The organism is Allobosea sp. MMO-172, assembly GCF_037147855.1.
Classification (GTDB): Bacteria; Pseudomonadota; Alphaproteobacteria; order Rhizobiales; family Beijerinckiaceae; genus Allobosea.
The window spans coordinates 80,384-100,701 of sequence record NZ_JBBCUM010000007.1 but is presented as its reverse complement, the minus strand read 5'-3'; the positions used below and the strand labels follow the sequence as shown (position 1 = coordinate 100,701).

General features: G+C 67.2%; 12 protein-coding genes. 10 read left to right on the top strand and 2 right to left on the bottom strand.

The genetic code is table 11. The features are described from left to right. Window positions 1-52 precede the first annotated feature (52 nt). Window positions 53-1,783, bottom strand: coding sequence for a hypothetical protein (locus tag WFK61_RS12465; protein WP_336812053.1), 1,731 nt, complete (start codon window positions 1,781-1,783; stop codon window positions 53-55). Window positions 1,784-2,361: 578 nt separating this feature from the next. Here WFK61_RS12465 and WFK61_RS12460 point away from each other — a divergent pair. The 3 genes from WFK61_RS12460 to WFK61_RS12450 all read left to right on the top strand — a co-directional run bounded on the left by WFK61_RS12460 (window position 2,362) and on the right by WFK61_RS12450 (window position 7,152). After that, window positions 2,362-3,912 carry an AbgT family transporter gene (locus WFK61_RS12460; protein WP_336812051.1) on the top strand — a complete coding sequence of 517 codons (1,551 nt, stop codon included), beginning with the start codon at window positions 2,362-2,364 and terminating at the stop codon, window positions 3,910-3,912. A 51-nt stretch (window positions 3,913-3,963) separates the two neighbouring features. Continuing rightward, window positions 3,964-5,169 (top strand): M20/M25/M40 family metallo-hydrolase, encoded by a 1,206-nt coding sequence (locus WFK61_RS12455; protein WP_336812049.1) that lies wholly within the window; start codon window positions 3,964-3,966, stop codon window positions 5,167-5,169. A gap of 153 nt (window positions 5,170-5,322) precedes the next feature. After that, entirely contained in the window at window positions 5,323-7,152 is a 1,830-nt protein-coding gene (locus WFK61_RS12450; protein WP_336812047.1) for an SLC13 family permease, read from the top strand. 153 nt (window positions 7,153-7,305) lie between these two features. On the opposite strand, the gene WFK61_RS12445 is transcribed toward WFK61_RS12450, so the two are convergent. Then, entirely contained in the window at window positions 7,306-8,226 is a 921-nt protein-coding gene (locus WFK61_RS12445; RefSeq protein ID WP_336812045.1) for a helix-turn-helix domain-containing protein, read from the bottom strand. A gap of 1,341 nt (window positions 8,227-9,567) precedes the next feature. On the opposite strand from WFK61_RS12445, the gene WFK61_RS12440 reads away from it, so the two are divergent. The 7 genes from WFK61_RS12440 to WFK61_RS12410 all read left to right on the top strand — a co-directional run bounded on the left by WFK61_RS12440 (window position 9,568) and on the right by WFK61_RS12410 (window position 20,246). Further along, window positions 9,568-11,772 carry an autotransporter outer membrane beta-barrel domain-containing protein gene (locus WFK61_RS12440; protein WP_336812043.1) on the top strand — a complete coding sequence of 735 codons (2,205 nt, stop codon included), beginning with the start codon at window positions 9,568-9,570 and terminating at the stop codon, window positions 11,770-11,772. 307 nt (window positions 11,773-12,079) lie between these two features. After that, window positions 12,080-13,084: an HlyD family secretion protein gene (locus WFK61_RS12435; protein WP_336812041.1), complete on the top strand. Its 1,005-nt coding sequence runs from the start codon at window positions 12,080-12,082 to the stop codon at window positions 13,082-13,084. After that, entirely contained in the window at window positions 13,081-15,813 is a 2,733-nt protein-coding gene (gene rbbA, locus WFK61_RS12430; protein WP_336812039.1) for a ribosome-associated ATPase/putative transporter RbbA, read from the top strand. The genes WFK61_RS12435 and rbbA overlap by 4 nt, the downstream gene beginning before the upstream one ends. Window position 15,814: 1 nt before the next feature. After that, window positions 15,815-16,948: an ABC transporter permease gene (locus WFK61_RS12425; protein ID WP_336812037.1), complete on the top strand. Its 1,134-nt coding sequence runs from the start codon at window positions 15,815-15,817 to the stop codon at window positions 16,946-16,948. A gap of 98 nt (window positions 16,949-17,046) precedes the next feature. Then, window positions 17,047-18,168 carry an alpha/beta fold hydrolase gene (locus tag WFK61_RS12420; RefSeq protein WP_336812035.1) on the top strand — a complete coding sequence of 374 codons (1,122 nt, stop codon included), beginning with the start codon at window positions 17,047-17,049 and terminating at the stop codon, window positions 18,166-18,168. Between the two features lie 9 nt (window positions 18,169-18,177). Continuing rightward, complete coding sequence (locus WFK61_RS12415; RefSeq protein WP_442896297.1) at window positions 18,178-19,125, top strand: bifunctional enoyl-CoA hydratase/phosphate acetyltransferase; 948 nt, start codon at window positions 18,178-18,180, stop codon at window positions 19,123-19,125. After that, window positions 19,122-20,246, top strand: a complete 1,125-nt coding sequence (locus tag WFK61_RS12410) for an acetate/propionate family kinase (RefSeq protein WP_336812033.1) — start codon at window positions 19,122-19,124, stop codon at window positions 20,244-20,246. Before WFK61_RS12415 ends, WFK61_RS12410 begins: the two co-directional genes overlap by 4 nt. The last annotated feature ends 72 nt before the right edge of the window (window positions 20,247-20,318 follow it).

Below are 20,318 nucleotides of genomic sequence, written 5' to 3'. Positions count from 1 at the left end.
GGCGGAAACCGCCGTTGCTGGGGCGCCATCTCCGGTGGCGATACCCGCCGCGTCATGGCGACTTGACCAGTCCCGAGAAACCGGCGACCGCGAGCAGGCTCAACGCCCATCCCACGACGGACTGGAAGTAGAAATAGCCGATGGCGACGCGTCCGCCGGGCTTCGTCGGATTCGGCCGCCAGAATGTGCGCTGGCCCATGTCCAGCACGGGCAGGAGCGTGTCGAGCGAATACATCCAGGGGCTGAAGGTGGGATAGCTCGAAGCCTCCCAACGTTGCCGGAAGCAGGCGAGCTGCGTCTGCTCCGGTGCCGCGAGCCCTTGTGACTCGCCGCTGGCGACGAGCTGCCTCTGCTCGTTGCGCTCGATGCCGCACAAGGTCCATTCCGGCGCGCGCAGGACGACGGCACTGTTGGGCATCACCGCTCCTTGGTGCTCGGCATAGGCGAAGGCGGCCACGCCCAGAAGCCAGAAGAAGACGAGCCAGACGAGGGCAAACAGCGGCCGGCGCCCATATCCCAGCGTGATGCCGAGAATGCCGTCGGATATGAAAAGGAACGTCCGCCAGATCGGGTTCTCCGTCCGCGCCCGGCGCGCCCGGCGCTGCAGCCTCTCCTTGATGACGAGGACGGAGCTAGCCTCTTCGCCATGTCCCATCTCGCGGAAGACCGCGGCCAGCTGCTCATAAGGCTGCGGCCAGAAATCCTCGCCCCAGCGTTCGGGCGTCTGGCGCGCCAGCCAGTCCAGACGGCTCTCGGAATCGACCGGGCCGTCGATGAAAGCGCCATAGCGGCAGCGGTTGAGCAGGAGGTCGCCATGCTTCGGCCAGCAGGCCGTCTCGTCATGGATCGTGCCGATCGAGGCGCCGGAGAGCGCAAGCGTACCGTCCAGCCGGGCCTCCCGCCGCAGGAAGAATGCGCCCTTGACCACGGCCCGGCTCGCCTCGATCGCGGCTGCGCCCGGGTTCTCGACGACGGTGCCGGAGCAATCGAGGTCACCGCCGACGACCGAGCCGGTCAGGCGCACTTCGCCAGCGGCGCGGGCACTGCGCAGCACGATGCTGCCCTGGCAGGAAAGCTCGCTCGCCTCCAATGCCACCCCGTCCAAGGCCGTGACGGTTACTCCAGACGCATCGAGGTCAGCTCTCAGCACGGCGCCGGAGAGGTTGATGCCGCCGCGCAGCGTCGCGCCATGGAGCAGCACGTTGCGCGCCTCCAGGCTGCGGCCCAGCAGGACATAGCCGCTGCGGCCCCGCAGCGTTGCTCCGGCGCATTCGAGATTGCCGCCCAGGCGAACCTGATCGAGGCTGACCACGCCATCGATCTCGGCCCCGCGCAGGTAGACGCCGCCCCGCGCTTCGAGCCGCTCCGCTTGCAGGCCCGGCAGTCGAGAGCCGTCCAGGAAGAGACGGTTGATGATGGCCGCCCGCAGGATCGGCGGCGCCTCGAAATGACAGTCGTTCAGGCCGATGTCACGGAAGATGCGGCAGGCCTCGAGGTCGAGAACGCCGGAAACCCAGGCGCCGCGGATGAGGACGCCCTTCTCATGCGGCCGGCATCCGGCTTCGCCGCCCAACATCAGGAAGCGCAGGAATGCGGCGCGCACCACGCGTGGCGGATCCGGCTGCGAGGGCCGGGCGCCGTCTCCCAGCCCGTCGAACTCGCCGGATTGGAGCTTGGCGACGATCTCCTCTTCCGCCGGAAGCAACGGCCGGAAATCGTCGAGACGCGCAGCCGAAAGCGACCAGGCGGCGGCCTCGGCCCCCAGGCTCCAGTCCAGGGTCACGGCACCGCCAGCCGAGTGCTCGCCACCGCCGGGCGCAGCACGGGGCCTATTGGATGGGGCAAGCAGCGATGGACCGCCTCGTCGCCCTGAAGCTCCTGCCGGCGGGTGGGCGTGGTGCCGGGACTTGCGGGCAGGCCCGAAGGCTGGCGGCGGCGAAGCGGGGCCGAACGCCGGAAACCTTGCTTTCGCATCGCGCCTCCCCTGGCGGCCACGACATCGCACGCATCCGCGCGCGCCTTGCGCCGCGAAACCATGGGGACGCTAGCAACAGCGGCGGGAACACGGATCAGCCCAGAATCCCACTTCTGGACTCTTCATCTCATTTGTTGGCAATGCGGCTCGCCTTGTCGCCTCGACGGCGACCCATCGGGAGCACGGCCGAAGCCTCTCCGGCAGGCTCGCCCCGTTGAATTTGGGACGGGAATCCAAATTCAGGGATTCTGTGCCGATGCATTCTCGCCGGCCGGAGCCAATAGTCGATTTCTCGGAGTCCAGCCGACGCTTGCGTCGCGCGTCACGTTCTCGCCTGCCGACCGCAATCCTGTCGCTGAAGGCTCCGGTCCCAGGGGGGAGATAGCATGACGACCGCCAGTGCCGCACCGAAGACGGTTATGCAGAGGTTTCTCGACACGGTCGAGAAAGTGGGCAACATGGTGCCCCACCCCGTCATCATCTTCCTGATCCTGATCGGGATCGTCATCGCCCTTTCCGCCGTGCTCGGCCTGTTCGGCGCCGCGGTGACCTTCGAGCGGATCAATCCGGAAACGCACAAGATCGAGACGGCGAGCACGGCGATCCGAAGCCTGCTGACGATCGACGGCATCCGCTTCATGTATTCGTCGCTGATCCCGAATTTCATGAGCTTCACCGCGGTCGGCCTGATGATCGTCGCGATGATCGGTGCCGGCGTCGCGGAGGAATCCGGGCTCGTCACCGCTCTGATCCGCAAGCTGGTGATCATCTCGCCGCGCTGGGCCCTGACCTATATCCTGTCCTTCGTCGGTATCCTCGCCAGCATCGCGGCCGATGCCGGTTATCTCGTCCTGATCCCGCTGGCCGGCATCGCCTATCTCGCCGTCGGCCGCCATCCCGTCGCCGGCCTGGCTCTTGGCTTCGCTGCGGTCGCCAGCGCCTTCACGGTCAACATGCTGATCAAGCCGCTCGACGCGGTGCTGGTCGAGTTCACGAACGATGCCGCGCGCCTCGTCGATCCCAACCGCACGATCGGCCTCGCGTCCAACCTCTGGTTCTCGATCGCCTCGGTGTTGTTCCTGACGGTCATCATTGCCTTCATCACCGACAAGATGATCTCGCCGCGCTTGGGCGCCTACGATCCGAAGCTGGCGGCAGAAGGCACCGTCACCGAGCAGGGCGCCGTGCTGTCCGAGGCGGAGTCGCGCGGCCTGCGCTTCGCCGGCTTCGGCCTGCTTGCGCTGGTTGCCGTCTTCTGCCTGCTGACGATTCCTGCAGGCGCGCCGCTGCGTAACCCGACGACCGGCGAACTGATCGGCAACTCGCCCTTCATGAACGGCCTGATCGCGCTGATCATGCTGATGTTCCTGGTCACGGGCTGGGCCTATGGCATCGGCGCCGGCACGCTGAAGACGCTGGCGGAGGTCATCGCGGCGATCGAGAAATCGATCAAGAGCATGGGCGGCACGATCTTCCTGTTCTTCGTGCTCAGCCAGTTCGTCGCCTATTTCACCTACACGAACATCGGCACGGTGATGGCGCTCAGCCTCTCGGGGGCGCTGCAGGCCGCCAATATCGGCGCCCTGCCGCTGCTGCTCGGCTTCATCGTCGTGGTCGCGCTGATCGACCTGCTGCTGACCGGTGCGATCGCGAAATGGGCGATCTTCGCGCCCGTCTTCGTGCCGCTGCTGATGAAGCTCGGCGTCGAGCCGGAAGCCGTGCTCGCGGCCTATCGCATCGGCGACTCCCCGATGAACGCGATCACGCCGCTCAACGCCTATTTCGCCCTCGTGGTCGGCTTCATCCAGAGATACGACCGCAATGCCGGCGTCGGCACGGTGGTGTCGCTGATGCTGCCCTATGTCGTCTGGATGTTCGTGCTGTGGACCGCGCTCTTCGCCGTCTGGAAGGTGCTCGGCCTGCCCTGGGGCCTCTGACCTCCCGCGCCACCGATTCCGTCGCCCATTCAAACCGCCCGGATGCAGATCATGACGACACCGTCCATTCCCCTCGACGTCGAAGCCGCCATCGCGCATCTCATGCGCTTCCTCTCGGTCGAAGGCGTTACCGGCAAGGAGGCCAATATCGGCGCTGCCGTCGTCGAGGCCCTTAAGGCCGTCGGCGTTCCCGCCTCCGCCATCCGCTTCGATGACGCCAACAAGCGCATCCCGCTGCCGACCGAGACCGGCAACCTCATCGTCGACCTGCCCGGCACCAAGGCCGGGCCGCGCTTGCTGTTCTCGACCCATCTCGACACCGTGCCGCTCTGCGCCGGCGCCAAGCCGGAGCGCAAGGGCAATCGCATCGTCTCCGACGGCACCACGGCGCTCGGCGGCGATGCCCGCACCGGCGTCGCCCTGCTGGTCGTGCTGGCCGAGACGCTGATCAAGCACAAATTGCCCCATCCGCCGATCACGCTGCTCTTCACCGTGCGCGAGGAAAGCGGCCTGCACGGCGCGCGCGAGCTGAACCCGAAGGATCTCGGCGGCGCGGCGATGTGCATCAATGTCGACGGCCAGCTCGCGTCCGAATTGCTGATCGGCGCCGTCGGCCAGGAGAACTGGGAAGTCGAAATCACCGGCAAGGCCTCCCATGCCGGCGTCGCGCCGGAGAAGGGCATCTCGGCGACGCTGGTCGGCTCGATCGCGATCACCGAGGCCCGCCGCGAAGGCTGGTTCGGCAAGATCGTCAAGCCCGACGGGCGCGGCACCAGCAATGTCGGCATCTTCGGCGGCAAGGGCGGCACGATTGCCGCCGGCGACGCGACCAATGTCGTCACCGACTACGCCTATATCCGCGGCGAGGCCCGCAGTCCCGAGGCCGCCTTCGCCACGAAGATCGCCGAGGCTTTCAAGGCGGCCTTCGCCAAGGCGCAGGCCGAGGTCAAGGACGATGCCGGCGAGACCGCGCAGGTGAAGTTCAGCCACAAGCCGGCCTACCCGCCCTTCGAGCTCGCCAAGGATTCGCCCGTGGTCGCACGCGCCACCAAGGCGCTCGGCATCCTCGGCATCGAGCCGAACTACTTGTTCTCGAATGGCGGGCTCGATGCCAACTGGCTCGACAAGCACGGCGTGCCGACCATCACCATCGGCGCCGGCCAGGCGGAGATTCACACCATCAAGGAATACGTGAATCTCGACGAATACGAGAAGGGTTGCCGCCTCGGCATCCTCATGGCGACGATGCAGGACTGAAACCCAGAGCACGCATCGCTAAGCCTGCTTCGCAGTCAGGTCGATGCATGTTCTTATCGACAATGAGAGCCGGGTCCGATCAGGTTCTTCCAGCCTGATCGGATTTGGCTTTCGCCGGGTCTGCGTTGAGCAGGCCCCACAAGGAGCCGCCGCTTGAGCCCGATCGCCTATACCGGCCTCATCATCGCCATTGCCGTCGTCCTGTTCATTACGAACAAGGTGCCCGTCGTACTCGTGGCGATGGGCACGGCGCTGGGTCTCTGGGCGACGGGCGTGCTGACCTTGCCGCAGGCTTTCGCCGGCCTCGGCGACCCCGCGGTCATCTTCATCGCCTCGCTCTTCGTCGTCAGTTCGGGGCTCGAGGTCACCGGCGTCACGGCCTGGGCGGGCCAGCTCCTGATCAAGGGCGCGGGCGAGGAAAGCCGCACGCGCCTGCTCCTCATGATGATGGGGCTGGTGTCGCTGCTGGTCGCGCTGATCAGCCTCAACGGTGCGGTCGCTGCCCTGCTGCCGGTCGTCGTCGTCATCGCGGTCCGGCTCAAGCGCAACTCATCGCAGCTCCTGATGCCGCTGGTCTTCGCCGGCCATGCCGGCTCCATGCTGGCGCTGACCGGATCGCCGGTGAACGTGCTGGTCTCCGAGGCCGCGCTCGATGCCGGAGTCAGCGGCTTCAGCTTCTTCGAGTTCGCGCTGGCCGGCATCCCGCTGCTCGCCGGCACGATGGCGATCATCATCCTGTTCGGCGAGAAGCTGCTGCCGCAGCGCAATGGCGCGACCATGCCGGCGGATTTCAGCCGCCACGCCAAGACGCTGGTCGAGCAATACGGCCTCGCGAGCGGCATCCACCAGCTGCGCGTCCGCGCGACCTGCCCCTATATCGGGCAGCCTTCCAGCGGGGTCGATCTCGGCTCATGGTCCGGGCTCCAGCTTGTCGCGATCCAGGACGGTGACACGGCCGGGCCGCTGCGCCGCACGACCATCGCCGAGGGCGACCATCTCCTGTTGCGCGGCGATGGCGAGGCCGCGGCCCATTTCGCGGCGCAGATGCACCTCTCCTTCCGCGAGGAAGGCGCTGGCGACAGCGAGGAGACCTTGTTCAACCGCCGCTCCGGCCTCGCCGAGGTGGTCATCCCGCCGCGCTCCGGCCTGATCGGCCAGACCGTGTTTCCGGGCATGGTCACCGAAAGCGGGGACCTGATCGTGCTGGCCGTCCAGCGCGGCGCCAACGATGCGCAGGGCTCCGGTGAGTCGAAGGCGGCCAGCGTCGAGCTGCAGGCCGGCGACACCATGCTGTTGCAAGGCACCTGGAAGGCGCTCGACACCCATCTCGACGACCCCGATGTCCTCGTCGTCAGCTCGCCGGAACTGGTGCGGCGTCAGGCCGTGCCGATGGGGCCCGGCGCCAAGCAGGCGATCGTCATCCTGTTCGCTATGGTCCTGATGCTGGCGACCGGTATCGTCCCCTCCGCCGTGGCGGGCCTGCTCGCGGCCGGCGCCATCATCCTCTGCGGTATCATGACCGTCGAGCAGTCCTATCGCGCGATCAGCTGGACGACCGTCATCCTGGTCGGCGCGATGATGCCGCTCTCCACCGCGATGATCGAGACCGGTGCGGCGAAGATGCTGGCCGACCGCCTGGTCGCGCTGGTCGGCGATGCCGGGCCGACGGCGCTCCTCGCCGGGCTGTTCGTGCTGACCGCGATCCTGGGCCAGCTCATCAGCAACACGGCAACGGCGCTGATCATCATCCCGATCGGCGTCGCTGCGGCGACCGCCATGGGCATCTCGCCGCGCCCGGTGCTGATGAGCACCGCGGTCGCCGCCGCCGGCGCCTTCCTGACGCCGATCGCCACACCGACCAACCTGATGGTGATGGGCCCGGGCGGTTATGTCTTCAGCGACTACTGGAAGCTCGGCCTGCCCCTGCTGATATGGTTCTTCGTCGTCGCGGTCTTCATCGTGCCGCTGATCTGGCGATTCTAGGTCGGCGCCGAACGGTTGGCGCAGCTGAAACGCGTTGGCTTGTAGCTTTCTGACGAGATCGAGCGATCCGGACCCCAATCCTTCCGGGTTCAGTTCAGCTTGAACAGATAGGGGTGCGATATTGCGACGGTCAGGCCCTTTGACGGGCCTGCCTCAGGTGTCGCGCATTTGACCGGGGCTCACTCCGAAGCGGCGCTTGAACATCCGGCTGAAGTTGGATGCATCGTGGAAGCCTGATCGTGTGGCGACCTCGCTGGCGGAGCGTGTCAGCAGATTGTCCGAAATCATCGCCTTTGCGAGATCGAGCCGCGCGTTCCAGATCGCGGTCGCGACCGAATCCTCCTGCTCGGAGAAGGCGCGGTAGAGCTGCGCCCGCGAGCAGCCGAGCGCAGTCGCCAATCGCTCCGGGGACAGATTGGGATCGGTGCAATCCCGCGCGATGAGACGGCGCGCCGCTGCCAGCAACGCTTCGCCGCGCGGCGGCGCCGTCGGCATCGTGAGCGGACGCAACGCGGCGCAGGCGAGTTCGCAGGCGACAGCAAGGCCGGTGTCGCGCTCCTGCGGCGTCAGGCGCGCCGCTTCTGCGGTCAGGCTGAGGAGATGCGAGGTCAGCAGCGTCGTCATGCCGCCGCGCGGCAGCACCTGCCCGCCGATCTCGCCGACCGGATAGCCGAGGCATTCCGCCAGCGCGGCACGCGGCAGCACCACGGCGATCTCGCGATGCGCCGACCAGGCGGCCTTCACCGGACGGGCGAAGTCGATGACATAGAGGTCGCCGGCGGTGACGGTATGCGCCCGGCCGTTCTGCTCGAATTGCGAGGGGCCGTCGGCGAGCAGGCCCAGATAAATCTCGTCGCCGCCGTCGCGGGCGCAGCGGCCGGCGTCGCGCTCCACCGTGATGGCCTCGGAACGGTGGTCCCAGACCTCGCCGCGCAACGAGGCCATCCGGCGCAGGCTGGCGCGGAACGGGCGCCGCGGCTCGGTGGCGGAGATAGCGATGCGGCGGAACACCGAGCCGCCCCAGTAATCGAGGCTGTCGCCGGCCGGAACCATATCGGTCGAAAGCTCGATCATCGCTAACGGACGACTCACCAATGCGGGCGAAGCGGGAGATTCGGAGACGCTGCTACCATGACGCGAGACGCTGCGACATGGAAAGCCCCTGCCGCTCCTGAGATTCTGGCGTGACTAACAGATTCTCCGCGAGTGCGAGCCCGCATGCCTGTCCGTCCCGTCTTCGGCCGCCCCTCCACCATCGCCGGGTTGCTGCGAACGACCTGTCTCGTGGCGCCCATGGCTGCCTGCGCGCTTGCGCTGCTGACGGCGCCGGCCCTTGCTCAAGGGGGAGGCGGCGGCTGGGGCTCCTATGCAGGCGCACCAGGAGCAGGCGGAGCCAGCAATACGGCCGCAGCCGGAGCGGCCGGAACGGCAGGCAGCGACAATTTCACGGATTTTCGTGCAGGCGGCGGCGGTGGTGGTGGTGGTGGCGCGGGAGCAGGCGCCGGTGGTGCAGGCGGCGCGGGCGGCGACGGTCCCGCAGCTGGCGGCAAAGGGGGCGACGGCGGCATCCATGGTCATGCCGGAGCCACCTTTCCGCTCGTCTCTGCGAACGGAACGGCTGGCGGCGACGGCGAGAGCAGAAGCGGTGAGGTTGGCGGCGGCGGTGGCGGTGGCGCGGGCGGCTATGGGGCCGTTATCACTGGAGCCGGCACAACTGGCACGATCCTAGGCACGATATCGGCTGGTCAAGGTGGCGCGGGAGGCGACTCCCTTATCCACGGAGGAGCCGGCGGCGCGGGCGGAATCGGCCTGCTATATCTCGACTCAACCCTGCCAAGCAGCTTGACGATCGGTGGCTCGGCAGCCGTCTCGGCAGCCGTCTCGGGAGGGCGGGGCGGCAACGGTGGCGCTGGCGAAAACTTTCTTGGCGGAGCCTCTGCCGCTGGAGGGGTCGGCGTTTCCGGTACGAATCTCGCGATCACAAGTTACGGCAGCATTCTAGGTGGCAGCGGGGGCAATGGCGGCTCAACGCTCTCTTGGTCCGTTGCAGGAACATCTGGCAGCTCCGGTGGCGCAGCAGTCGCCATTGCGACATCATCGATCACGAACAACGGTGCTGTCACGGGTGGAGCGGGCGGCGCCGGCGGCTCGACCACCAGCACTTCCGATCCGGGGGGTGAAGGCGGTGCAGGCGGCGTCGGTGTTGCCGCCACGAGTTCGGCCATCACCAACACCAGCGTCATCACGGGCGGAAACGGCGGTAGTGGTGGCTCATCTGGAGCAAGTTCTGCCTATTATGCCGCCGCCGGTGGCTCTGGCGGCGCCGGAATATCAGGGACCACGCTCTCGATCGACAACAGCGGCACGATCCAGGGCGGCGCTGGCGGCGCGGCGGGCTTCGGCGCCTCGGCCTCCGTGCGAGGCACCTATGGCGCCGGTGCCGCGGGCATCAGCGGCTCCGACCTCTCGATCACCAATACCGGCACGATTGCCGGCGGCCTCTCCGGCGACGGATTGACGCGCGCGGCGGCGATCCACATCACCGGCGGCAGCAACAGCTTGAGCTTCGGCAACGCGACCTCCGGCCTGAACGGCGGCATCGTCGTCGCCGCCGGCAGCCTGACCTTCGCCCAGCCGACCAATGTCACGGTCGACAATGCCATCAGCGGCGCGGGACAGGTCACGAAGAGCGGCGCCGGGACGCTGATCCTGACCGGCATCAACACCTATAGCGGCGGCACGAGCCTCACCGGGGGCAGGCTCGCGGTCTCCTCGAATGCCAATCTCGGCGCGGTTTCAGGCGGGCTCACCTTCAATGGCGGCACCTTGCAGGCGCTGGGAAGCTTCACGACGGCGCGGGCGACGAATCTCGCTTCGGCGGGAACGGTCGAGGTGGTTTCCGGCGAGACCCTGACCATGAGCGGGAGCATCTCCGGGACCGGCGGGCTGAGCAAGACCGGCACCGGCACGCTCGCGCTCACCGGCAACAGCTCCGCCTATGGCGCAGGCACGACGGTCTCGGCCGGCAAGTTGGTGGTCAACGGCCAGATGACGAATTCGGTGATGACGCTGGATAGCGGTGGGGCGCTCGGCGGCGTGGGCCGGGTCGGCGGGATCGTGGCCAATGCCGGCGCGACGGTGATGCCCGGCAACTCGATCGGAACCCTGAACGTCTCCGGCAATGTCTCGTTCGCCGCCGGCTCGACCTATCAGGTCGAGATCAACGCCGGCGGCCAGAACGACCGGATCGCGGCGAGCGGCACTGCGACGCTCTCGGGCGGCACGGTCCAGGTGCTGGCGGCGAACGGCACCTACGCCGCGAACCAGAGCTACACGATCCTGACCGCGACCGGTGGCGTCAGCGGCCAGTTCGCGGCCGCGACCTCGAATCTCGCCTTCCTGACGCCCTCGCTCAGCTATGGCAGCCAGAACGTCGTGCTGACGATGACGCGCAACGACAATTCCTTCGCCTCCATCACGGCGACGCGCAACCAGGGCTTCATCGCCGCGGCGGCGGAGCGGCTCGGCGCGGATAATCCGATCCACAAGGCGCTGGTCGCGGAAACGGCCGGCGGAGCCCGTGCCGGCTTCAACCTGCTCTCGGGCGAAGCACACGCCCATGTCGCCGGCGTGATGGTCAATGAAGGCGGGCTGCTGCGCGAGGCGATCCTCGGCCATCTGCGCAACCCGCTGTCGGCGCCGGTGCCGGGACAGGTCGCCGCCGGCTTCAGCGCCGATCGCCCCGGCCGCGACGACGCGATCATGATGCCCGCGCCGATGCCGCAGCCGCGCTATACGCTCTGGGGGGCGGCCTTCGGCGGCGCCGGCAACCGGGATGGAGACGGCAATGCCGGAAGCCTGTCGCAGCGCAGCGGCGGCGCCTTGTTCGGCGCCGACCTGATGGTCCATGATGCGCCGGGCTCGTCGCTCAAGCTCGGCGCCGCTGGCGGCTACAGCCAGTCGCGCTTCGATCACGATACCCTGCTCTCCTCAGGCCGGCTCGAGAGCGGCCATGCGGCGCTCTATGCCAGTGCCCGGTTCGGCGGGTTCAGGCTCGATGCCGGCGCGGCCTACAGCTGGAGCGAAAGCGATATCCGCCGGCAGGTCATGATCCGCGGCTTCGGCGACCAGCTGCGCCTGCAGCGTGCCGGTTCGACGCTGCAGGGCTTTGCCGAGCTCGGCTATGGCTTCACCTTCGGCGGCCTCGCGCTGGAGCCGTTCGCGCAATTGGCCCTGATCCGGGTCAGCACCGAAACGGGGACCGAGAGCGGCGGCGCGGCGGCTTTGCACATCTTCGGCAGGGACCAAAGCCTCGGCTTCGCGACGCTCGGCCTGCGTGCCGAGGCGCAGATCGGGGCGATGCCCTTGTTCGCCCGCGCCATGGTGGGCTGGCGCCACGGCTTCGGCGCGTTGACGCCGGAGGCCGGCACGGCTTTCGTCGCGGGCACCACCCCGGCACGCGTCTTCGCGGCACCGATCGACCGCGACGCACTGGCCGCCGAGGCTGGGCTGGACTGGCGCGTCTCGCATGCGACGACGTTCGGCCTGACCTACTCCGCCTCACTGGGCGAACGATCCCGCGACCATGCGCTCAAGGGCCGGGTCGAGATGCGGTTCTGAGCGAAAATGGCTAACCCTTGCAGCCATCGGGTGAGAGAAAACGATTGTCGAGCTCACAGCAGTCCGACGTGCATCCCAATCAGATCAGGTGCCTTCGGCTGCCTCCTCTAATCCAGTAGCGCGTCAGCTTTTGGCCCTTAGCGGACTTTGGCATCGTCGGGTTTCAGGTGAAGTGGTCCGTCGTCCAGCGCTCGACATCGCCGGCTAGATTTACTGACGCGAAGTGGCTGCTTGGCCCGGCGGGTTGCTTCCCGCATGTTAAGGCGACAGCATATACCGGTTCCGCCTCTTTTTTCGGAGATGCAAGATGCGCTGCTTTCGAGCCGTTGCAGCAATCCTTCTCGCTGGGCTCGTTCTGCCGGCGCCAGGCGTGCAGGCACAATCGCGCATCAAGGCCCTGATCGAACGGCTGCGCGGCGACACGATGCCGGACGGTATCGTCAAAACCAACGGCCGCATCGAGGCGACGCAGGTCGACGTCTCCTCGAAATACGCCGGGCGCCTCGCCGAGGTCGCGGTGAAGGAGGGCGATGAGGTCACTGCCGGGCAAGTTATCGCCCGGATCGCCTCGCCCGAATACGAAGCGCAGTTGCGGTCCGCACAGGCGCAGGTGCTGCGCGCCCGCCAGGCGCTCGCCGAGGCCGAGGCGCTGATCGCCCAGCGCAAGAGCGACCAGATCCTCGCCCGCACCGATGCCGAGCGCGGCAAGGAGCTCGTCGCCAAGGGCTATCTCAGCAAGCAGGTCGACGACCAGCGCGCCGCCAAGGCCGATGCCGCCGACGCCGCTCTGCGGGCAGCCCAGGCGCAGCGCGACCAGGCCCAGTTCGCGATCCATGCCTCGGAGGCCGATGCCGAGCAGATCAAGGCGATCCTGGTCGATCTCGTGCTGCTCGCGCCGCGCAGCGGGCGTGTCCAGTATCAGCTCGCCCGTACGGGCGAGGTCGTCGCGGCCGGCACGCGCGTCGTCACCATTCTCGACCTGTCGGATGTCTACATGACGATCTATCTGCCGGCCGCGCAGGCCGGGCAGCTCGCGCTTGGCGACGAGGCGCGCATCATCCTCGACCCCGTCCCGCAATATGTCATCCCGGCGACGGTGAGCTTCGTCGCGGCCGATGCGCAGTTCACGCCCAAGGCCGTCGAGACAGCCGAGGAGCGCGAGAAGCTCGTCTTCCGCGCGAAGCTCCAAGTCGATCCGCAGCTTCTCGCCAAATACCATCGGCGGGTGAAGACCGGCGTGCGCGGCCTCGGCTTCGTCCGTACCTCTTCCTCCGCGAAATGGCCCGATTCGCTTTCCGTGAAGCTGCCATGACGGAGGCCGGCCCTGCGGCCAGCCTTGCCGGCGTCACGCATCGCTACGGCAAGGTGACGGCCCTCGACGCGCTGACGCTCGACATCCCCGCCGGCCGCATGATCGGCGTGATCGGACCGGACGGCGTCGGAAAATCGACCCTGCTGGCGTTGATCGCAGGGGTGCGGGTGATCCAGCAGGGCAGCGTCCATGCACTCGGCGGCGATCTGAGCGACAAGACCCAGCGCGAGGCCCGGCGCGGGCGCATCGCCTATATGCCGCAAGGGCTCGGCCGGAACCTCTATCCGACGCTCTCGGTCTTCGAGAACATCGATTTCCACGCAAGGCTGTTCGGGCAGGATGCGGCCGAGCGCCGCAGCCGCATCGACGAGCTTCTCAAGGCCACGGGACTCGATCCGTTCGAAGGGCGGCCGGCCGCAAAGCTCTCCGGCGGCATGAAGCAGAAGCTCTCTCTCTGCTGTGCGCTGATTCACGATCCCGACCTGCTGATCCTCGACGAGCCGACCACCGGCGTCGATCCGCTGTCGCGCGGGCAGTTCTGGGACCTGATCGACACGATCCGCGCCCGCCGGCCAGGCATGAGCGTCATCGTCGCCACCGCCTATATGGAGGAGGCGGAGCGCTTCGACTGGCTGGTCGCGATGGACGACGGCAGGGCGATCGCGACCGGCACGCCCGCCGAACTCCGCGAGAAGGCCGGGCAATCGACGCTGGAAGCCGCTTTCGTCGCGCTGCTGCCTGAAGCCAAGCGCGCGCAGCATCGGGAGGTCGTGCTGCGACCGCGGGTCGCGGGCGATGATGCGACGCCTGCGATCGAGGCCGAGGGGCTGACGCGGCGCTTCGGCGATTTCGTCGCGGTCGACCATGTCAGCTTCCGCATCGGCCGCAGCGAAATCTTCGGCTTCCTGGGCTCGAACGGCTGCGGCAAGTCGACGACGATGAAGATGCTGACTGGTCTCCTGCCGGCGACGGAGGGCACGGCCAGGCTCTTCGGCCAGCCGCTCGCCGCGGACGACATGGAGACGCGGCGCAATGTCGGCTACATGTCGCAGGCCTTCTCGCTCTACAGCGAGCTGACGGTCCGCCAGAACCTCGTGCTCCATGCCGAGCTCTACCATCTGCCACCGGCCGAGATTCCTGGCCGGATCGCGGAGCTGCTGACCCGTTTCGACCTTGAGGATGTCGCCGACGAACGGCCCGAGAGCCTGCCGCTGGGCATCCGCCAGCGCCTGCAGCTCGCCGTCGCCGTGCTGCACCGCCCGACGATGCTGATCCTCGACGAGCCGACCTCGGGCGTCGATCCGATCGCTCGCGACGCCTTCTGGCGTACATTGATCGACCTCTCGCGCGATGATGGCGTCACCATCTTCCTCTCGACGCATTTCATGAACGAGGCGGAGCGCTGCGACCGCATCTCCTTCATGCATGCCGGCAAGGTTCTGGCGGTCGGCACGCCGCAGGAGCTGGTGGAGAAGCGCGGCGTCGATACGCTGGAAGAGGCCTTCATCGCCTATCTCAAGGAAGCCGCGGGTATCGAGGATGCGCCTCCTGAAACGGCTGCAGTGCCTGCCGCCGCTGCCCGGCCGGCAACGCCGGCACGCCGCTTCGATCCGCGCCGGCTCTGGGCCTGCGCCCGGCGGGAGACGATGGAGCTTCTGCGCGACCCGATCCGGCTGAGCTTCTCCTTCCTTGGCCCCCTGCTGCTGATGCTGGCCTTCGGCTTCGGCATTTCCTTCGATGTGGAGAACCTGAAATTCGCAGCCTTCGACCAGGACAACTCGATGGAGAGCCGGCAATTGGTCGAGGCTTTCTCCAGTTCGCGCTATTTCTCCGAGCAGGCGCCGATCCGCTCGGCAGCCGAACTCGACCAGCGCCTGCGAAGCGGCGAGCTTCAGCTTGCGATCGAAATCCCGCCCTCCTTCGGCCGCGACCTGATGGCGGGGCGCTTGCCGGAGCTCTCGGTCTGGCTCGACGGCGCCATGCCGTTCCGGGCAGAAACGACGCGCGGCTACGTCACGGGGCTCGCGACGCAATATGCGCAGGGTTTCGCGGCAGCCCAGGCCGCGTCTAGCCATGCGCCGTCGCCGGTCACGATCGAGACCCGCTTCCGTTACAATCAGGCCTTCAAGAGCGCCAATGCGATGGTGCCGAGCGTGATCATGCTGATGCTGATTCTGATCCCGGCGATCATGTCGGCGATCGGCGTCGTCCGCGAAAAGGAAACCGGCTCGATCGCCAATTTCCGCTCGACGCCGATCAGCCGCTTCGAATTCCTGTTCGGCAAGCAATTGCCCTACATCGCCATCGCGATGGGCAGCTTCGTGATGCTCGTCCTGATCGCACTCACCGTCTTTGGTGTGCCCATCAAGGGCTCGGCCTGGGTGCTGGGGCTCGCGACGCTGCTCTATGTCTCGGCCACGACCGGCTTCGGCCAGCTCATCTCCAGCTTCACGCGGACGCAGGTCGCGGCCGTCTTCGCCACCGCGATCCTTTCGATCATCCCGGCGGTGAATTTCTCGGGCCTGATGGTGCCTGTCGCCTCGCTCTCGGGCGGCGGCCGGATCATCGGCATGAGCCTGCCGCCGGCCTGGTACCAGCCGGTCAGCGTCGGCGTCTTCACGAAGGGGCTGGGTGTGGCCGAGCTCTGGCCCAATCTGGTGATGCTGGGCTTCTTCTTCCTGCTTTTCCTCGTCGTAGCCCAGCTCGCGCTACGCAAGCAGGAAGCCTGAGATGACCAGGCTCGCCATCCATCTTCAAAACATCCTGCACCTCGTGGTGAAGGAGCTGCGCAGCCTGCGTGCCGACCCAATCATGCTGGTGCTGGTGGCCTACGCCTTCAGCATCGCGGTCTACACGGTTGCGACCGGCGTGAAGCTGGAGGCGCGCGACCTCACCATCGGCATCGTCGATGAGGACCGCTCCGAATTCTCGCGCAGCCTGCTCGGAGCCTTCGGCCCGCCCCTGTTCAAGGTCTCCAGGACCATCGCCGCGAACGAGATCGACGTCGAGATGAACGCGGGACGACTCGTCTTCGTGTTGGAGATTCCGCCGAACTTCCAGGCGGATCTGCTCGCCAGGCGGCCAGCGTCGCTGCAGCTCAACATCGATGCCACAGCGATGACCCAGGCCGGCAATGGTACGGCCTATATCCAGCAGATCATCGCTCATGAGATCGCGAACCGCCAGGCCGGACGCGAGACCACCACCACGCTGCCGATCAATCTCGTGGTGCGGGCGCGTTTCAACCCCAATCTCGATTCCGGCTGGTTCAGCTCGGTGATGCAGGTTCTCAACAACGTCACGCTGCTGACGATCATCCTGACCGGCGCCGCCCTGATCCGGGAGCGCGAGCAGGGCACGGTCGAGCATCTCCTGGTGATGCCGGTCACGCCGGTCGAGATCATGCTCGCCAAGATGACGGCGAACGCGCTGGTCATCCTGGTCGCGGCAGTGGCATCGCTCGTGCTTGTGGTCGAATGGGCGCTCGGCGTCCCGATCGCCGGCTCGCTCCTGCTCTTCGTGCTGGGGACTGCGATCTACGCCTTTGCCGTCGCGGCGCTCGGCATCCTGCTCGGCACGCTGGCGACGACGATGGGCCAGTTCGGCCTGCTCGCGATCCCCGTCTTCGTCGTGACGCAACTGCTCTCGGGCGCGACGACGCCGATGGAGAGCATGCCGCTCTGGCTGCAATGGATCATGCGGATTTTCAGTCCCACGCCGCATTTCGTGGCCTTCTCGCAAGGCGTGCTCTATCGCGGCGCAGGCCTGGACGTGGTCTGGCCCGAGATCGCCAAGATCATCGCGATCGGTGCGGCCTATTTTGCCTTTGCGCTCGCCCGCTTCCGGAAAGTGATCTTCGCGTGAGGGCGGTTTTGCCGCGGGAGCGGAAGCGGCCTGGTCGATTGTCATCGCCATGTCGGCTTCCTAGTGTTCCGACCTGACGGGAGGAGGCCCCGCTCGACATGACCGCCCGCAACAAGACGAAACCCGCCCCGCAGGCCGCTGGTGACCGCCCCGCGGCGCTAAGCCTGCCCTGGTTCTGGCCGGTCGATGCCGCGCTGCGCCTGACCGAGCGCAATCTCGATTTCCTCTCCGAGGCCGTGAGGATTACCCGCCCGCCGCCGCCGGACTGGGCGACGCCTAATACGGTGCGCCTCGACCTGCCGACCATGCGCCTGCGCGAGTTCGGCAAGGCCGTCGCCGGCGGCATTCCCGTCCTGGTCGATGCCCCCTATGCCGGGCATGGCGCGACCATTGCCGATTACGACAAGGGGCAGAGCCTCGTCGAGGTGCTGCTGGCGAACGGCGTCGGGCACGTCCTCGTCACCGACTGGAAGCCGGCGACGCAGGAGATGCGCTATTTCAGCATCGACACCTATCTGGCGGAGCTCAACGCTGCGATCGACGATCTCGGCGGCGTCGTGCATCTCGTCGGGCTCTGCCAGGGCGGCTGGCTGAGCGCGATGCTGGCCTCGCGCTTCCCGCACAAGGTCAAGTCGCTGGTGCTGGCGGGCTCGCCGATCGATGCCGATGCCGGTAACGGCCCGATCAAGCAGATGGCGCAGACCATGCCGCTGAAGAGCTATCAGGCGATGGTCCGGGCCGGTCGCGGCCTCATGCCGGGGCGCTTCATGCTCGCGGGCTGGAAGAACATGCATCCCGAGGAGCACTACGTCGAAAAATTCATCCGGCTCTACCAGAACCTCGCCGACCGAAATTATCTCGACCGGACCGAGACCTTCGCCGCCTGGTATGAGAATCCACTCGACCTGCCGGGGGTCTATTACCTTCAGGCCATCGAGCAGATCTTCAAGGAGAACCGCTTCGCCAAGGGTGAGTTCGTCGGCCTCGGCCGGCGCCTCAGCCTGAGGGACGTGACCTGCCCGGTCTATCTGCTGGCCGGCGCGGAGGACGACATCACCACCAGCGAGCAGGTCTTCGCAGCCGAGGACCTCGTCGGCACGCCGAAGAAGCAGATCGAGAAGAAGCTGGTGCCCGGCGGCCATATCGGCCTGTTCATGGGCCGCAAGACGCTGGGCGAGACCTGGCCCGGCATCGCCCGCTGGCTCGTCGCGCAAAGCTAGAGAGGCGCCATGACGATGCTGACCTCATCCGAGTATTTCCGGCTCGCGCTCGGCCGTTGCGAGGCTCTTCCGGCCGTGCGGACCGGGGTGGTGCATCCCGTCAAGGCCAATGTGATCGAGGCGGTGGCCGATGCCGTCAGTGAACAATTGATTGCGCCTGTCCTGATCGGGCCGGCCGGCCGCATCCGTGCTGCCGCGCAGGAGGCCGGCATCGACATCTCCCCCTGGGAGATCGTCGATACCGAGCACAGCCATGAGGCCGCGGCGAAAGCAGTCTCGCTGGCGGCCGCCGGCGAACTCGATGCGCTGATGAAGGGGTCGCTCCACTCCGACGAGCTTCTGGGGGCGGTCGTCCGGTCCGATTCCGGATTGCGGACCGAGCGGCGCATCTCGCACGCCTTCGTGATGCATATCGAGAGTTATCCCAAGCCCTTCATCATCACCGATGCCGCGGTCAACATCGCGCCCGATCTCATGACGAAGGCCGATATCGTCCAGAACGCGGTCAATCTCTGGCATGTCGCGCTGAACGGCCTCGACGAATTGCCGAAGGTCGCGGTGCTGGCCGCCGTCGAGACCGTCAATCCGCATATGACGGCGACGCTCGATGCCGCTGCCCTGTCGAAGATGGCCGATCGCGGCCAGATCACCGGCGCCATCGTCGACGGGCCGCTCGCGTTCGACAATGCGATCAGCGCCGCAGCGGCGAAGGAGAAGGGCATCGCCTCGGCCGTAGCCGGCCATGCCGATATCCTCCTCGTGCCCGAGATCGAGGCCGGCAACATGCTGGCGAAGCAATTGACCTTCCTGAGCGGCGCCGACGCTGCGGGAATCGTGCTCGGCGCGCGCGTGCCGATCATCCTGACGAGCCGCGCCGACAATCTGCGCGCACGCCTGCTCTCCTGCGCGCTGGCCGTCCTTCTGGCGGACGCGCGCCGCACGGGGCGGATCAAGTGATCGAGACCGTCCTCGTCCTCAACGCCGGCTCGTCCAGCCTCAAGTTCCAGGTCTTTCGCGTCGGCGATCTCGACGTGCTGGCGCGCGGCAAGGCCGTGCGCCTTGGCGAACCGGAACCCGCCATGGACGCGAGCCTCGCGGACGGCACCCGGGAGCGCATCGCGCTGCCGCCGGCCTGCGACCATGACACCGCCCTTGCCGCCGTTCTCGCCTTCGTCGACCGCCATGACGATGCCTGGCGGATGAAGGCGATCGTCCATCGCATCGTTCATGGCGGCGAACGTTTTGTCGATCCGGTCGTGGTCACGCCCGAGGTCTTCGCGGCGCTGGAGGCGCTTTCGCCGCTGGCGCCGCTGCACCAGCCCCACAATCTGGCTGCGGTGACCGCCGCGCGCCGCCTGATGGGTGACGTGCCGAACATCGCCTGTTTCGACACCGCCTTCCACGCGCGCCACGACGCGCTCACCCATAATTTCGCGCTCGAGCAGGCGCTGCGCGACAAAGGCATCCGTCGCTACGGCTTTCACGGCCTGTCCTATCAGTGGCTGGAGATGGTGCTGGCCGAGCAGCATCCGAGGCTCCATGCCGGCCGCGTCGTCGCGGCTCACCTCGGCAACGGTGCAAGCTTGTGCGCCATCCAAGGCGGGCGAAGCATCGACACGACCATGGGCATGACGGCGCTCGACGGCCTGCCGATGGGCACGCGCTGTGGCGCGCTCGATGCCGGGGCGGTGCTCTACATGTTCCAGAGCCTGGGTATGAATGCGCAGGAGGTCTCGGAGGCGCTCTATGAACGCTCGGGCCTGCTGGGATTGTCGGGCCTCTCCAACGATGTCGAGACGCTGCTGAAGAGCGACGACCCGCGCGCCCGCTTCGCGCTCGATTATTTCGCGCTCAAGGTCGCGCAGTTCGCGGCATCCATGGCTGCCGCCATCGGTGGGATCGACGCGCTCGCCTTCACCGGCGGCATCGGCGAGCACGCGGCTCCTCTACGCGATGCGATCGTCGAACGCCTGCGCTTTCTCGGGGCCTTCGACGTCATCGTGATCAAGGCCAACGAAGAGCGTGTCATGGCGCTGCAAGCGCGCACATGCCTCGCCGCAGAGGGACAGAGACAATAGCTGTTACAGCCGCGTGGCGCACTCCGCACGGGGCAGCGAGCGAGTTTCACCCGCTCAGTCGACATGCAGATC

Bases quoted from the DNA above. Each gene is read 5' to 3' on its own strand.
- rbbA (WP_336812039.1), top strand. From the start codon at position 13,081: ATGACGGAGGCCGGCCCTGCGGCCAGCCTTGCCGGCGTCACGCATCGC.
- WFK61_RS12415 (WP_442896297.1), top strand. From the start codon at position 18,178: ATGACGATGCTGACCTCATCCGAGTATTTCCGGCTCGCGCTCGGCCGT.
- WFK61_RS12425 (WP_336812037.1), top strand. From the start codon at position 15,815: ATGACCAGGCTCGCCATCCATCTTCAAAACATCCTGCACCTCGTGGTG.
- WFK61_RS12445 (WP_336812045.1), bottom strand. From the start codon at position 8,226: ATGATCGAGCTTTCGACCGATATGGTTCCGGCCGGCGACAGCCTCGAT.
- WFK61_RS12435 (WP_336812041.1), top strand. From the start codon at position 12,080: ATGCGCTGCTTTCGAGCCGTTGCAGCAATCCTTCTCGCTGGGCTCGTT.
- WFK61_RS12460 (WP_336812051.1), top strand. From the start codon at position 2,362: ATGACGACCGCCAGTGCCGCACCGAAGACGGTTATGCAGAGGTTTCTC.
- WFK61_RS12455 (WP_336812049.1), top strand. From the start codon at position 3,964: ATGACGACACCGTCCATTCCCCTCGACGTCGAAGCCGCCATCGCGCAT.
- WFK61_RS12420 (WP_336812035.1), top strand. From the start codon at position 17,047: ATGACCGCCCGCAACAAGACGAAACCCGCCCCGCAGGCCGCTGGTGAC.